The organism is Paenibacillus urinalis (genome assembly GCF_028747985.1).
Classification (GTDB): Bacteria; Bacillota; Bacilli; order Paenibacillales; family Paenibacillaceae; genus Paenibacillus; species Paenibacillus urinalis.
This window is the reverse complement of the sequence record NZ_CP118108.1, coordinates 910,982-926,684: the sequence shown is the minus strand read 5'-3', so window position 1 is coordinate 926,684 and position 15,703 is coordinate 910,982. Positions and strand designations below refer to the sequence as shown.

12 protein-coding genes are annotated in these 15,703 nt (G+C 49.9%); all 12 read right to left on the bottom strand.

Annotation, left to right across the window (positions count from 1 at the left end; translation table 11 throughout):
- Positions 1-2: 2 nt before the first annotated feature.
- On the bottom strand, positions 3-1,322 hold the full coding sequence (locus PUW25_RS04125; protein ID WP_047912927.1) for a cytosine permease: 1,320 nt from the start codon (positions 1,320-1,322) through the stop codon (positions 3-5).
- A 29-nt stretch (positions 1,323-1,351) separates the two neighbouring features.
- Positions 1,352-1,948, bottom strand: coding sequence for a TetR/AcrR family transcriptional regulator (locus PUW25_RS04120; protein ID WP_047912926.1), 597 nt, complete (start codon positions 1,946-1,948; stop codon positions 1,352-1,354).
- A 143-nt stretch (positions 1,949-2,091) separates the two neighbouring features.
- The gene (locus PUW25_RS04115; RefSeq protein ID WP_047912925.1) at positions 2,092-3,669 is read right to left on the bottom strand and encodes a response regulator transcription factor; all 1,578 of its coding nucleotides are present in this window, start codon (positions 3,667-3,669) and stop codon (positions 2,092-2,094) included.
- A complete protein-coding gene (locus PUW25_RS04110) occupies positions 3,647-5,170 on the bottom strand; it encodes a sensor histidine kinase (RefSeq protein ID WP_274338133.1) in 1,524 nt (507 codons plus the stop codon). The genes PUW25_RS04115 and PUW25_RS04110 overlap by 23 nt, the downstream gene beginning before the upstream one ends.
- On the bottom strand, positions 5,167-6,186 hold the full coding sequence (locus PUW25_RS04105) for a sugar-binding protein (protein WP_238546440.1): 1,020 nt from the start codon (positions 6,184-6,186) through the stop codon (positions 5,167-5,169). Before PUW25_RS04105 ends, PUW25_RS04110 begins: the two co-directional genes overlap by 4 nt.
- A 142-nt stretch (positions 6,187-6,328) precedes the next feature.
- Positions 6,329-7,150 carry a carbohydrate ABC transporter permease gene (locus PUW25_RS04100; RefSeq protein WP_047912924.1) on the bottom strand — a complete coding sequence of 274 codons (822 nt, stop codon included), beginning with the start codon at positions 7,148-7,150 and terminating at the stop codon, positions 6,329-6,331.
- A gap of 3 nt (positions 7,151-7,153) precedes the next feature.
- Entirely contained in the window at positions 7,154-8,089 is a 936-nt protein-coding gene (locus tag PUW25_RS04095) for a carbohydrate ABC transporter permease (RefSeq protein ID WP_047912923.1), read from the bottom strand.
- Between the two features lie 182 nt (positions 8,090-8,271).
- On the bottom strand, positions 8,272-9,588 hold the full coding sequence (locus PUW25_RS04090; protein WP_047912922.1) for an ABC transporter substrate-binding protein: 1,317 nt from the start codon (positions 9,586-9,588) through the stop codon (positions 8,272-8,274).
- A 317-nt stretch (positions 9,589-9,905) separates the two neighbouring features.
- A complete protein-coding gene (locus PUW25_RS04085) occupies positions 9,906-11,975 on the bottom strand; it encodes a glycoside hydrolase family 65 (RefSeq protein ID WP_047912921.1) in 2,070 nt (689 codons plus the stop codon).
- 147 nt (positions 11,976-12,122) lie between these two features.
- Positions 12,123-13,679, bottom strand: a complete 1,557-nt coding sequence (locus tag PUW25_RS04080; protein WP_047912920.1) for an extracellular solute-binding protein — start codon at positions 13,677-13,679, stop codon at positions 12,123-12,125.
- A gap of 102 nt (positions 13,680-13,781) precedes the next feature.
- On the bottom strand, positions 13,782-14,648 hold the full coding sequence (locus PUW25_RS04075; RefSeq protein ID WP_047912919.1) for a carbohydrate ABC transporter permease: 867 nt from the start codon (positions 14,646-14,648) through the stop codon (positions 13,782-13,784).
- On the bottom strand, positions 14,648-15,511 hold the full coding sequence (locus tag PUW25_RS04070; RefSeq protein WP_238546447.1) for an ABC transporter permease: 864 nt from the start codon (positions 15,509-15,511) through the stop codon (positions 14,648-14,650). Before PUW25_RS04070 ends, PUW25_RS04075 begins: the two co-directional genes overlap by 1 nt.
- Between the last annotated feature and the right edge of the window lie 192 nt (positions 15,512-15,703).

Below are 15,703 nucleotides of genomic sequence, written 5' to 3'. Positions count from 1 at the left end.
TGTCATCCTTTCTTGCTGAATACCTTGGCAACCAGCCACTGCACTACAAAAGCGAACAGAAAGCCGTCTAGCGCAGGAACCTGCGTAAGCTGGAACAAACCGAGCCCGTCCGGCGCTGCCGTTGTCATGTATGCGAATAAGCTGGATACGGCCCATACAACGAGTGAACGTACTATCCAATTTTTGTTCTTATCCAGACCCTCAAACGTAAACTTCGATCTGTCCACGAGTAAATACTCCGCTGTGTAAATACCGCCGATCGGGGCAATCAGCATCGTAATAAAGGTCAGGAATGAGAGGAAGCTGTCATATATTCCAAATACCCCAAGCAAGGTTGCAACGAGACCTGCCACAATAGTGATGACTGATTTCGGCACCTTGGAGAATACGACCGAGAACCCAAGCGAAGCGGAATACAGATTGTTCGTGTTCGTTGTCCACTGTGCCAGTGTCAGTACAATGATGGCAGGAAGTCCAAGACCAATCGTAAGGAATATGCCTGTTAGATCGCTCGAATCCATAACTCTGGAGAGGAAGATAGCAATAATCGTCATAAAGCTGTTCCCTACAAAAAAACCGACAAATGCAGCCATAATGGCATGCTTCGGCGTTCTTGCCCAGCGGGCAATATCCGGTGAAAGCACGGTTCCCAGCATGAAAATACCGATAACGAGCGAGATCGCTGTGCCCATGGGTATCGGCTGTGTGCTGATTGGCTCCCAGATGGCAGCTGTTCCGTTTAAATGAAAAGCCATATACAAAGCAATAAATATAAAAATCACCAGCAGCGGCACAGACCATACGCTGAGCTTCTCAATCGCACGGTAACCCCAGATCGCCGTAGACATCATCAGCATGCCGCCGATAAAGGATAATAGGCCAAGCGACAGATCCACTCCCCACAGTTCACGAAAGGCAGTCTGCATGTTGCTGGCGAAGAACCCGGTCTGAACACCAAACCAGCCGAGTGAGGATATCCCCAAGGCTACGGATATGATCCGAGCTCCCCTGTTTCCAAAAAGAAACCGGCTTATCATTGCTGTTGAGAGTCCTGTTTTTGCTCCTACATAAGCACATAACGCGCCGATAAGACCAAGAATCAAGGAACCAATAAAGGTTGCAGTCAGTGAGCTGGACAAATTCATTCCTGCCCCTAGCTCAGCACCAAGAAACATTGCAGACAGGTCGATTCCGATGGCAATCCATACGAAGGCCATGGTCAGCCATTTCTTGCGCAGATGCTGCGGTACGGGCTCCCGTTCAAAGTCTTCAATTACTTTCGCTTCGTTGCTGTTCTCAATTACGCTGTTCGCCTCATTCATGTCAAGATCCCCCTTGGTTGAACCGGCTCTTAAGTTGTCGTCACGTACTCTGCACTTCTCCAGAACACGTCAAAGGCATGTTCCAGTTTACGTTCAAAAACTTCTTTGGAGCCGTAATAGAAATACTGCATAGCAAGTCCGTCCATTAAAGTTAAGAAAGCATCCACCAGCGGCTGTATCTTCTGATCCGGAATGAGGTTCTCCTCCATACCCTGTACCATAATGCTCTCCAGTACCTGAGCTAGCAGCTGATCTGAGTCCGCAAATGCCTCTTCCACTTCCTGTTTGAGAAATAAAGGAGGAAATAGGAGTGTCCGAATCACGAATAGATTGGTTTCCGTGCTCTCTACGTAAAATTCATACTGTCTAGCAAGTACGTTACGAAGGGTGGTCTTGGCGTCCGCCCGTACCTTCGAAGTATGCAGTTCCTGAATAAACTGGTTATAAGCCTGCATAGCCTCCTTAAAGGCAGTGATGAACAGATCCTCTTTATTGGCATAAAAAGCATAGATGGCCGGTGTTTTCACTCCGACTGCCTTTGCAATCTCGGATAGTGCTGTTCCGTCGTAGCCCTTCTCTCCGAACAGCCTGATGGCGGTATCTCTTAACTTATTTCTGGTCGTCAACAATGTCACATCCTAGTTTTAATTAACGTTAATTAAGTGGATTATACGTCCTTATGTATAAAAATACAATCCATTTTTTGTTGGTATACAACAAAAAAGGACACGGGGATGTCGTGTCCTTGGTTCATCTTCTGCTCTTAAGCTTAGTATTCCTTAAGCGCAGCACTTCGATATTCGGATGGTGACATGCCGACCATCTTCTTGAAGACACGGCTGAAGTAATTCGGGTCCCTGTACCCGATCCTCTGGCTAATGTCCTTCAAGATATGGCGGGGATCACCAAGCAGCTCCCGAGCTTTGGCGATTCGGATTCCGGTCAAATAATCAATAAAGGTAATGCCGCATCTCTCATGAAAAATTTTACTGAAATAATGAGGATTCAGCCCCGCATAATCAGCAACTTCCTCAAGGGACAGCTCCGTGCTGTAGTGGTCAGCTATATATGACTTCGCTTTCTCGATACCGCATCTGTGTTCATCCGTATACCATGTGTCCACCGCATCCAGCACAAGATCCAATTGAAATAGAGCATACCGGCGTAAATCCTCGATGTCATTCATATCATGAAAACCACCAAGCTTAGGAAGAGATATCCCCTTCTCCTTCGCCTGGCTCCGCATTTGAGCAAATAGCTTGTTCAGATCATACTGAACCCTTGCCGTCTGATATCTTGTCAACTCAAGCAGCTCATTCATGTACTGGGAAAACATGCCCCTTGCTTCCTCCACCTTACCGCGATCCACCATAAGCAGCAGCTGCTGCTCACAAGCAAGTGGATAAGGGTTGGATTCTTCCGTCCCAGCGGGCAGATCCTCATAGAAACAGCTGCAAAAGGCACGGGGTTCACCAGAAGCGAGCACCGCCTCTTGATAAGATCTCATCCAGCCTTCTCTGCTGTGCTTCAGCGTCCCAATTCCAGCGGTCATCCCGCTGGAAGGAAACATACGCTGCGCTTCCTGCAGCAGGCTTCTCATGAGATGAACAGCTCTTGAGCGCACAGATAAACTGCTTCCCTTACTCATCCGTTCCGGAAATAGCAGCAGCGGAAGATACTGTCCAATGAAAGGTCCTGCATGACAGAATTCATATATCGATGTACGGTTACGTACCCATTGATGGATTGGAATACGCTCTGCCTGGCTCCTCTCCTGATCAACAGCGATCTTCAATACACACGCGTATCCAGCTGATTCCGAAAGTATGCCTGCTGCTTGCTGCCAACCGATCAGCTCGGCTCCAAGCGTGCGTGATTGACAGATGGAGGACACCCAGTCTGTTTCAAGCAGCGCCTGGGTCTGTTCCGCCTGATGCCTCAGCGCATTCATCTGTGAAAGCTTACGTCTCTCAGCCTCAATATCCTTCACCACCGCTTGAATCGAGCTTACAATTTGATCCTTCTTGCAGGGCTTCAGCAGATACTCCTTTACTCCATATTTCATCACACAACGTGCATACTCGAACTCATCAAAGGCCGAGACCATAATCACCTTCGTGTCAGGCAGAAGGTTATACAGTACCGATACAGCTTCGATTCCGTCAGTACCCGGCATTTTAATATCCATCGTCACCAGATCTGGCAGAAGCCTTTGTGCCATTTCGATGGCCGCTCTTCCGTTCTCCGCTTCGCCCACGACCTCGACATCGGGCAGATTCCTGTCCACGATCATTCTGAGAGCACTGCGTTCTATCTGTTCATCATCAACAATAAGCATTTTGAACATAGACGGACTTCTCCTCCTTCGCGCAAGGCAGCTTTAACCGTATAACCGTCCCCTGTCCCGGGGAGGATTCAATCTCCATGATGTCTTCCCGCTGATAATATAGCCGCAGACGTTTCAGCACATTCGTAAGACCAATACCACTAGATGACGGCGGTGAGGGCGGGCTCTCGGATCCATACAGCTCTTTCTTTCCTGCGCTATGCCCTGCTGCTGCTTCATCCGGAGGTGGCTCCGATGAGCCGAGCAGCTTCGATATCTGTTCTTCTCTCATACCGGCTCCGTTATCCCGAATCTCGACCATGATCAAGCCGCCGTGTCTATAAATATGCAGCGACAGCTCTCCTCCTTCCTCACAAGACTCTATTCCATGTACAAAGCTGTTTTCGATCAGCGGCTGGATGGTCAAGGAGGGCACCACATAGCTTAGGCAGGACTCATCAATCGTCTCCGAGAAGCGAATTCGCCCGCCGAATCTCATTTGTTGGATGTAAAAGTACTCCCTCACAATCGCAATCTCATCCCTCAGCACCACATCGTGATGCATTTTCTTCAGGTTATACCTCAGCAGTGTCGAAATAGAGTCCACCAAATCGCTGGTCTTCTCCGCCCCTTCCACGTACGCCATTTTGGACACCATATTGAGTGTATTGAACAAAAAATGCGGATTGATCTGATTTTGGAGGCTTCGGATCTCCATTTTTTTGACGAGCGCATCAAGCTCTGATTGCTGCTTCATTTCTGCCACAAGCTGACGAATATTCGCGCACATTCCATTAAACGTCTCCGCCAGAAACTGCAGTTCATCCCGGCTGTTCACCTTGATATCGCCGACCGCCAGATTCCCGCGTGAGATTTGCTTCGCAGCCGCAGACAATCGGCGTATGGGGTTCGTTATCCCTTCCGAGAACCAGAATGTAAACAGGGTGCATAATAGGGCGGCAGCCAAAAAAGCATACACGGCCATTTTTTGCAGATGCTCATTCTTCGCATTCATCATGTCATAGAAAGTCTGGTAATTAGACAGCTCGCTGTTGATCAGCTTCAGCGTCGTGTCCTGGATGAACCCGGCAGTCCGGTCCGTTTGTGTCATCCGTTCATAGTAAGCTGCCAGATCCGACCCTTGAGCCTGATCGATGGTCTGTCTGCCTTGCTCCAAGAAGCTCGTTATCATATTGCTGTAATTCTTCAAGAGCACATAATTCATGTCGTTCTCCATCTCCGCCAGCAGTGTTTCATTTAAGTATCCAAGCTCATATGCCTGTCTTTCATAACTCTCGAGCAGCTTGGGGTCAGAGGCTGAGCTTTGCACAAAAGTTTGGATTGAACCGTTAACCTGCACCGTACGCTGATTGATCTCGTTAAGCAGAAAGAATCGTTTAAGTATTTGATCATATTGTGTAAGAGAATTGCTGTTATTCTGATATAAATACAAGGCGAGAGCAGATAAGAGGACGATCAGTACGGTGAAGAACAGCATCAGCTTTGTTTTGATGTGGATCATAAGCCTCCGTTCCCTCCCTTGTACATCAGCAGATCGTCCTTTCGAATAATGCGGGCATCCGTGTTATATACACTGACAATTCGCTTGCCGCCAAGATAGTCCAGCATCAGCTCCACGCCCTCCGCTCCCATTTGATACGGCTTCTGTACAATGGATGCCGTAACAATGCCCTGATCAATGAGCTCTAACGTTTCCGGAAGGTCATCAAATCCGAATACTCGAATATTCTTTTGCTCGCTGGCTTGGGAATCCGGACTTCTGTCACTAAGCATCTGAGCGATCCCCATCGCATCCAGGGCACTGGTACCGAAAAAAGTATCGAGCGCTTCATGCTCTCTGGACATCGTATAAGCTGCGGACGCGGAACCGATTCGGTCAATATTCGACTCCTTCATATCAAGAATGCGAATGCCCTCCTCACGTTTCACTGCATCCAGAAAGCCGCGCACACGCTCCTTCAGATTAGCCGCATGGAAGCTGCCGGTTACAATACCTACGTTTGCATTGCCAGCAGTATCCTGGATCAGCGCTTTTCCCGCCATAAACCCTGCCGCGTAATTGTCGGTTCCCACATACGCAAGACGTCGGCTATCGGGGGCATCGGAATCAATGGTGATGACAGGAATCCCCATCTCAATGGCTTGATCCACAATTGCAGCGAACTGCTCATCATCAAGTCCTTGCGTCAGAATACCATCGATCTTTGCGGCTACCGCCATTTCAATCAGCCGAATCTGCTCACTGACACTGGCTTCCACCGGACCGATATATTCGAGCGTGGCATGGTTTTGCTCCGCTGCGCTTCTTGCGCCATGCTCAATCAGGCGCCAATAGGGATTATCAAGCTCCTGTGATATGAGGACCAGATGAATCTCAGGGTTACGGGAATGCGGAATGGAAGACATGCCGGATTCATAATGAAGCGCTTTCATAAAATGAGTCAACGATATGGACACCGTCAGTAGAAGCAGCATGGCAATCAAAATATAATGCGGCCGCAGCCAAGGCTTGAACAAGCGGGAGCCCCCCTTAGCTTGATATGGGATCATAAATCTGAAAAAGCTCATATAGAGAGCCGTTTTCTTGCTTAATGCGGCTCCTTATGCTGAGCTTAATCATTTCCATCACAAATCGCAATCCTTGATTTATATGAATCAGCTATCCTTTAACAGAACCTGCGAGCAGTCCTCTAATAAAATATCTTCCAAGCAGTATATATACAATCAGTGTAGGTAATGCAGCAAGGACCGCTCCTGCCATCTGCACATTCCAATGGACAACCTGACTGCCGGACAAATTCTGCAGCGCCACCATGATCGGCTGCTGGCTCTGCGTCGTCAGTGTGACCGCAAACAGGAACTCATTCCAGATGTTCGTGAACTGCCAGATGCCAACGACGACAAAGCTCGTCACCGACAGAGGAAGAATAATATACCTGTAAATACCGAGGAACCCCGTCCCGTCGATCTGTGCCGATTCCATAATTTCATTCGGGATGCTCACATAGAAGTTGCGGAAGATGAGCGTTGATATAGGCAGACCATATATGACATGCACCAAAATGAGCCCCGGCAGTGTATTGTACAGCTGAATCTGCTGCATGAATTGAATGAGCGGAATCAGTATGCTCTGGTAAGGAATAAACATGCCGAACAGAATCAGCGTAAAGATCGTTTCCGAGCCTTTGAACCGCCATTTGGCGAATACATAACCGTTCAGCGACCCAAGAAGAGCGGACAATATCGTTGCCGGAATGACGAGCAGCATGCTGTTCCACAAATGCGGAGCCAGTCTTGCAAAAGCTTGGCTGTAGCCGGACAAGTCGACTCTTTTGGGAAGGGACCACATTTGATTCAGTGTAATGGCATCAATGGATTTGAAGCTGGTGACAAGTACGACATAGACCGGAACCAGAAACAGAACTGCAAACACAGCGAGCAGCGCATATACGAAAAAGCGGGAAAGTCTTCTCTGTGCCACGCTCTAATCCCCCTTTCGGCTGGAGATGAGGTAAGGTACGATGAGGAACGAGACGAACAGCAGCAGCAGAATGGCAATCGCAGACCCATTTCCGTAGAAGTTGCCACGGAATGTCGTTTCAAACATATACACGCCTGGCATATCGGTGACAAACATCGCTCCAGGGCCCGTCATCGAATAGACAAGGTCAAAGATCTTCAAGGAAATATGTCCAAGAATAATAACAGCACTAACGATAACAGGCTTCAACAGCGGCAATATAATGGAGGTAAAAATCTTGCGCTCTGTAGCTCCATCCACGCGTGCAGCTTCGAATAAATCCTCCCCGATAGCCCGAAGACCGGCGAGGAGCATCGCCATGGTATAACCCGCCATCTGCCAAACAGCCGCAATAATGACGGCAACCAATGCCACAGGGAAACCGAATTCAATCTGCCCCATTTTGAAAAAAGATATAATCTCTGTACTGACATACCATTTGGGAGGACTGGATACACCAAGATTTTGCAGCAAAATATTGATTCCCGAGGAAGGATTCAGCAGCCATTGCCAGACCACTCCGGTTACGATAAAGGAAACGGCCATCGGAAAAATGAAAATGTTGCGAAAAAAGCCTTCGCCTTTAATTTTCGAATTCACCAGCATCGCGAGCAGCAGCCCGATCGCCAAGCACGCGAAGATGAAGAACACAGTAAACATGATCGTATTGCGGATATCGGATTGAAACCGGAAATCCTGGAATAGAAAAGCGAAGTTCTTGAGTCCGGCAAAGGATAAATCCTTCACAAGACTGTTCCAGTTACTAAGTGATACATATCCCGTCCAGCTGATGAAACCGTATACAAAGATGCCGATTGCAATCAGAGAGGGCATGAGCAGCAAGATCGCCCATACGGTATCAGGTATTCTTTTTTTGCGAAGAGTCGATGGTGTTCCCATTGTTTTCGCTCCTTTCTATCCTGATTATAGAATCAGGGAGCTGACTGCAAAGCTGGACTATCTTCAGATGATCTGGACATTTATGAGCTTACGCAATTGGCCAGATCATACAGGTGGGTAACTCCATTTGAAAAAAACAGCCTCCCCGGATCATATGGCCCGGGAGGCTGCCTGGTGGTCAATTACAATCCTTGGGAGGCTGCCGACTTAAGCCCTTGTACTGCCTGCTCTACATCTCCACCGGTAACGAAAATATTGATGACCTGATTCGCCTGTGTCAGGAATCCTTCAGAAGCGGCAGATCCGTGCGCAAGACTTGGTGTAAGCGCACTGTTCTTGAAATCCTCTATCGTTTCCTTGCCGTACACGTCGTACTTCTCCACATCCGCATCAATGCGGGCAGGAATGGATCCTTTCTCCGGATTAAAGGCATCCTGTCCTTCCACAGAGCCCAGCACCTTCAGAAATTCCTTCACCGACTCGGGATCCTTCACTCCGGTTGGTAATCCGAACGTATCCGTGATCACCATGAAGCTGCCGTCTGTACCCGGTGTAGGCGCGTATCCAAAATCAACACCCACCTCAAGCTTCAGGTCGCCCGTGAAGTAACCCTTTGCCCAGTCACCCATCACGTTCATGGCTGCCTCTCCGCTCGATACGAGCTGGGAAGCATCCTGCCAGTTGCGAGCCGCGTGGTCTTCATTTACATATGTCAGCATTCTCTTGAAGGTTTCGAGTGCTTCCTTCACCTTCGGATCGTCAAAGCTGATGTCTCCTGTCCACAGCTGTCTGTAACCATCGGCACCGAGTGTACCGAGAAGCACCGTCTCAAATAAATGCGTTGCCGCCCAAGGCTCCTTGTCTCCAAGTGCCAGCGGTGTAATGCCTTTTCCCTTCAATGCATCCGCTGCTGCAAAGAACTCATCGAACGTTGTCGGCACTGTAAGTCCGTTATCATCGAACACTTTCTTGTTATACCACAGCACATTGCCCCGATGGATATTAACCGGTACAGACCAGATGCTGCCGTCACTGCTGACGAGATCGATCAAATCCTGAGGGAACTTATCGTTCCACCCTTCCGCTTCATACAGCTCATTCAGCGGCTCCATCTTGCCAGCCGCCACCCAGCCCGAATTGAGCTCTGAACCGCCGTGAACCTGAAATGTCCCCGGAGGATCTCCCCCTTGCATCCGGCTGGCCAGCACGGCCTTCGCATTCGTTCCTGCCCCGCCGGCAACAGCAGCATTAATAACCTCAATGCTCGGTTGTTTATCCTTAAATACCTGAATCAGTGCTTTGAGGCCTGCTTCTTCTCCGGCACCCGTCCACCAGCTGAATATTTCAACCTGCTTACTGTCCGTCGAAGCAGGCGGTGCCGTTCCTTCTCCTCCGGTGGCTTCGCCCCCGGCAGGCGCCGAGGTTGAACCCGAACTGCATGCGGATAAAGCCAGTGAACCTAGTAGTGTCAGCGTTAGCCATACTGGTGATTTCTTCACATCAACACTTCCTTTTCATTCCGTTTGGATGGATGGTTATACTTACACTCACTTGCTTGCACCTCAGATTATAAGCCCCAAAATGTAAGCGCTACACTGGATTATGTTCAGGTCATCTGGACTTTATTTAGGGGGATATCCTATCCTTGATCGCTCAATAGCTGCCACAGAAGGCAGGCCTACAATCTGCAGCCCAATTAATCGCTAAAAATAAAAAAAGAAGCTCCAGGCATGAGTTATCATGCATGAAGCTTCTCTAATTACGGATGAACGCTTTATATAGAGAACTAATTATGTTCTTTAAGCTGGATAGCATCTCACAACCTCTGAACAAGCCCCTCCTGCTTGACGGTCCAGCTGCCATCCTGAGGGAAGCCGGGAGCATCACCGTTAGGTCCGTCAATCCAGCCCGCCGCCATCAGGGCGACTGCTGCAAGGAGTCCTCCATTGCCCGGTAAATAGGCCAGCAGATCATCCCGCTGATAATTGTGCCCATTTTTCAAATACGTATTTTTCACCTGGTCCATGAGCAGCATGTCTACGGCGAAGTCACCTTCGCCCAGTCTCGCCGCCGTCATCGCTGCCGTTGGAAAATCCCATCCCCATGAAGTTTCCCACCGCCACGCTTCTCTTACTCGGTGCAGAGTAGAGAGCATAACCGACCGGTCGATCAGCTTGCCGGGCAGAACACCAAGCGCCGCCAGCATGGACGGGTGATCTATATTCGCTCTTCTATACGTATCCGTACATAGCTCATGCGCCTCATATACACCATTTACCGGCTTCGGTACTGATAAATGCTCCATGACATGACGCCACTTCGGCTCGTCTGGCAGCCCAAGTCTCTCTCGCCACAAGAGTGCAATCTCAAGACCATGCCGCCAATATTCCAGTTCATATACGGGATTCATCGTCTCGCTGCCCCGGTGGTTCTCTTGTGCCGGGATAACGGGCGGACCGAGCACATAACGCTGCCCAGGCTCATCCCACACCGCGAAGGAAGCCATAAATTCAGCAGTTTCCATCACAATCTCCTTGTACCGTTCAAGCACAGCCTCTCCCGGATTGGCCTGATAGCACAGATAGGCCAGATCAATCGGATGCGGCTGTTGCCAGATCAGCAGCGTCGCGACGCTGGACGGGCTCTGATCGCCTTCCGGACCCACCATCTTCGGCCATCGGGCACCGGTATACCCTTGTGACACTGCCAGTTCACGTGCCTTCGGCAGAATCTTATCGTACCAGGACAGGCTGCGCTCCAGCAGATGAATTCTTCCCCACTGGGCAAAGTGAGCCGCATGCCACCAGTGCATTTCGAGGTGGGGCTTACCAAACCAGCTGTTGTACATCAGCCCGGTCTCCTGCGGGGGAATGGTCCCTGCGGAATGCAGCGCAGTCTGATATTGGGACAAGATGATTCTGCGCTCCAGCTCGGCACCCCGCGGATCACGGCTGCCCGCGAGCTCAATAGCCCCGCCGCTCTTCCAGAACTGCTCCCAATGTACGCCAGAAGAAGATCGGATAGCCTCGGCGGAAGCCAGCTCCTTGACCTCATCGGCAGAAGGTGCATAACAGACCGTCAAATCGAGCTGCGATAAGGAGCTGTTCGGAACCAGGCGATAGGCATGCCGGCCGAGCTGGACAAGTTCGCCGTCAGTCCATGCGAGCTTCACTACATACTTGTCTTCGTCCATGATTCTCCGGATCTCAGCTCCATGCTGATCTGCATGATGCAGCTCGCTCTTATGCTCCTCTTTGATCTCCCAGTTCAGACCTATACTGCTGCCCCAGCCGCGGGACTGTGGGTGGGGAGCAGGAAACCGGACGGATACAAACAGCCTGCCTTGCTCGATGAGCTCTGACTCTACAGTCAACCCGATCTGATCCAGCCGGTCATGGCAGCTGGTGAGAACGGTAACAGGTACGCCCTCTACACAGAACCGGCTCTTGATGATTCCGGTCCACAAATCAAGCTCTTGTTCAATGTCGCCAAGGTCCTGGAGCCGAATACGGCTTCCTTCCGAGGATAGCAGTTCAAGTCCGATGACACCGAGCTGGACCCGATGCGGATTCTGTCTCAGCCAGTGGAATACCTCCTCCTGACCGGCAGCATCGGTAGCATATCCCACTTGGCGTCCGTGCGTTTCAAATGAAGTGAGCTTTACATCCTCGTACCGATACAGATCATGCCCGCCCGTACTGTGCCATCCCCAGTTGGACTGGGTTCCTAGCGGGAACGTATACTCTTCAGGGAAGCTTTGCATACCGGTAATATCTACGGTGTAGGCAAACTCCCCATTCCCTACAGACAGTGGTGATAGGGTCTCGGCCTGCCGCAGCACCGGATTATGCCGGGTGACAAGCGATTTGCGATCAATTTTTTGCATAAGGCTAGAAGTCCTCCTGGTATTTTTTTGATGCCCAGCATGTTTTTTCGAACCATTCAATGAGGCGGTGCCTTCTCGGATCATATTAAGCGGTAAGTACTGTGCTTATGGCGGACGGCCTCATTGAATGTGAACCTGGTTGCTCCGTTACTGCTGGTAGCTCTGCACCTTCTCATACCATTCCTGTGCCCGCTTCGTGACCTCTGCACCGCCAGAGCTGTTCCAGCGCTCCACGAACTCATCAAATTTCTCCAGCGGCCATTCACCGATTACGATCTTGGACAAATATTCCTGGAACAGCTTATGAGACTGAATATCCGGATACCCTTGGTATACAGACGAAGGTAATCCGTCTCCCGCAATACGGCGGGCATCCGCTGTTGCCACTTCAAAGATGTCCTTGACCATCTGAACCTGATCCTCCGGGAAGGTCTGTTCAATTCGAACATCCATGGTCTCCTTCGTATTGTAATTCAGCATACCCAGCCCAATCGGTGTATTGTCATCCGCAGGGAGCAGCTGTTTCTTGCCGTCTACCACTTCATGGTGCACGCCTTCAATACCGAAGCGAATAAAATCCTCGTTCGCCGGATCGTAGAAGAAGTCAAGCAGCTTCAGCGATGCCTCTGCCTTGTCCTCGGATACCTTCGGAATCATCCACTCCGGCTCGCCTACACTTTTTTGGGTGACATAGCCTTCGTATCCTTCCACGGTCGGGATCGGCATTCCTTTGACGACGGCTTCTGGGGCAAGCGTCTGGATCGCGGCCAGCCGATCCTTCAAGTTTCCAGGCAGATGATACCAGCTGCCAACCAGATTGTTGTTAATCTTCGCTGTCCAGATTTCGCCCTTGTTCAGGAAGGTCTCGTTATCCAGCAGCTTCTGTTCGTACAGATCACGTACAAAGACAATGGCATCCTTCATGTTCTGTGTAACACCTGCATACTGCAGCTTGCCGTCGTAAATATCCCATTCCGGCTTCCCTTCCCACATTGCCACACCGTACATGGCGAACAGATGATCCATCCAGGTTCCGAACTCCCTGCCTGTCGTTGGAATCTCATCAGCCTGACCATTGCCGTTAGGATCCTCGTTCAGGAAAGCCTTCAATACTTCCACGTATTCTTCCTGTGTTGTCGGCATTTCGAGCCCTACTGCATCCAGCCAGTCCTGCCGAATCATTGGCGCACGCTCTGGAATCATATAGATCTTGGGAACATAATAAATCTTACCGTCTGGTGAGGCTGAACGTACAATATCCCAGGCTTCCTGAGGAATGCGCTTCCATAAGTTCGGAGCATACTTCGGCAGCAAATCGTCGAGCGCAAGAGCGCCATTCTGCGAGATCAGCGTCTGCTCTACGCCACCCACCGGTCTCATAATATCCGGCAGATCACCGGAAGCGATCATCACGTTCATGCTTTCCACCGGATCACCGCCTGACGAGGTTGTCTGCAGATTATACTGCACTCCCGTCCTCTCTGCGATATACTGCACATGCGCATCATCCGGCGTTGGCAGCTTGCCCTTGCTCAGATGCGTCTTATAGACATCGACTACCACATAATCCGGATTGGTCGGCGCAGCTGAGCTGCCTGTATCCGTATTGCTGCTGCAGCCAGCCAGCACCGTCGTTATCCCTAGCGTCAATGCCAGAACAGACCAAGTCCATCCTTTATGAGTCCACTGATTACGATTCCACAAGTGAGATCTCCCCTTTTTCAATAGGTTATATGACCCGCGATTTACACCATTCGCATATTCAAAATCATGAATTCATCACATGCAGTGATTCCGCCGGATGGGCTAGCCCTTTAATGAACCCAGCATCGCTCCTTTGACAAAATATTTTTGCAGGAAGGGATATACCAGAATGATCGGCGTTGCCGCAAATATAATAGTGGCCGCCTTCAGTGTTGTAATGTTGTAATCGAAGCTGCCGAGCATATCTGTCACACTCAGCATTTCCGGCGATACAATATATTCCCTCAGCTTCACCTGAAGCGGATGGAGATTCGGATCTCGGATGAACAGAATGGCCCGCTGGAACGTGTTCCAATAACCTACAGCATAGAATAAGCTGACTGTTGCAAGTACGGGCTTCGATAACGGCAGGAAGATCTGGAACAATACTCTGAAATCATGGCAGCCGTCGATCTGTGCCGAGTCAGACAACTCAGCAGGTATACCCATGAAGAAGGTACGAATAATGACCATGTTGAACGTGCCGATCAGTCCTGGAATAATCAGTGCCCAGATGGAATCCAGCATCCCGAGCGATTTGACCGTCAGATAGAACGGGATGAGCGGTGCATTGAATATCATCGTGATCACAATGCCGAACATGACATGTCTCTTGATCATGAACTTCGGATGCGCCAGCGGATAGGCGGTGAGCACAGAGAATAAGACACTGAGCAGCGTACCCACCACCGTAATGAAGATCGTGACGGCAAACGAATTCCACAAATCCTGCCGATTCAGAATGTACTCCCACGCTCCGAATGTAAATTCGACCGGGAACAAGAATACTTTCTTTGAATCCGCCGCAATCGGCGAACTGAAGGACATGGCCAGCATTTGCACGAGCGGTGCGAGCATCGTAAATGCAGCCAACGTCAAGAAGGTGTAATTGACGACCTTGAACACTTTTTCTCCAAATGTATTTTTCATCACCACAACCCCTGCTCTGTTTTTCTCGCAAGCCGATTAAAGATATAGAGCAAAATAAACCCAATGACGGACTGGAACAGACCAATGGCTGTTGTCATGCTGTACTGCCCCTGAAGTACCCCTGCCCTATACACATAAGTCTCGATAATATCTCCCACCGAATACGTCATTGGTGTCAGCAGGTTAAATATTTGATCAAATCCAAGCTCCAGGAAATTACCGATATTCAGTAGGAACAGTACTGTAATGGTCGGCAGCAGAGACGGCAGCGTAATATAGATTGCCTGCTTCCATTTGCCGGCACCGTCGACGACGGCTGCTTCGTATAGATTTGGATTGATCGCTGTGAGAGCTGCAAGATAAATAATCGTTCCCCAGCCCACTTCCTTCCAAATTCCTGACAGAATGACGATCGTCCGGAAAGCCCCTTCCTGCTGCATAAATAGAACAGGCTCATACCCGAACCAGCCACGGATTACGTTCACAAGTCCTCCTGTGGCCAGCAGCTCGAATACAATGCCGCCTACAACGACCCAGGACAAGAAGTGCGGAAGATAAAAAATACTCTGATACGTGCGCTTCATGAATCTCCCTGCAACCTCATTGAACAGCAGCGCGAGAATAATCGGCGCCGGGAAGCTGAATACAAGCTGATAGAGCGCAATGAGCGCTGTATTGCGGAGCACGTTCCAGAAATCCGGATACGTAAAAATGAACTTGAAATTATCGAAGCCAACCCAGGGACTGCCCCATATCCCATTCATAATCTGATAATCCTGAAAGGTAATGATGCTGCCAGCTAACGGAACGTATTTAAATAAGATGTAATACACAATTCCCGGCAGGATCATGAGGTAGAGCATCCAGTACTTGCGGACATTATGCAGGTAAGGACGAATGGATCCTCGTTTCGGTGTGGAATGAGACACCTCCGGTTTCGCTGTGATGTCAGCCATGTGTATGTTCGCCCGCCTTTCTCTTCTATAGTCGTAATGCCACGAGGGACACCCTCAATGTACGACTGACGGGGCAAATCAGCAATTGACCATTCCGCC